At 64.9% G+C, this 382-nt stretch carries 1 protein-coding gene; it reads left to right on the forward strand.

The features are described 5' to 3' along the window. Window positions 1–14: 14 nt before the first annotated feature. A partial coding sequence (locus JMN17_RS21545) for an SDR family oxidoreductase (protein ID WP_313886385.1) occupies window positions 15–382 on the forward strand: 368 nt, incomplete at its 3' end.

Here is a 382-nt window from a genome sequence, read left to right on the forward strand (position 1 = left end):
CCCAAGCGAAGTCCGTGCTGCATCGTGTCCTGATCACCGGAGCCACAGGTTATGTTGGCAGCCGACTGGTCCAGCGCCTGCTGTGGCGCGGACACACGGTCAGGGCCCTGGTGCGGTCGGCCGGTCGTGCGCTTCCTCCCGGCTGCGAGGTTGTAACAGGGGATGCCCTGGATGATTCATCCGTCGCAGCGGCGGTGCAGGGCATGGACACTTTGGTGCATCTGGTCGGTGTGGCGCATCCGAACCCGACGAAGGCCGCTTTGTTTGACTCCGTCGATCTGGCGTCGGCCCGCGTTGCCGCTCGGGCTGCTGGGGCCGCCGGCATTGGCCACATTGTGTATGTAAGTGTCGCTCGGCCGGCCCCAGTGATGCATGCATATGT

This window comes from Bacillus sp. RHFS10, from assembly GCF_016757475.1.
GTDB lineage: Bacteria > Bacillota > Bacilli > Bacillales > Bacillaceae > Bacillus > Bacillus subtilis_G.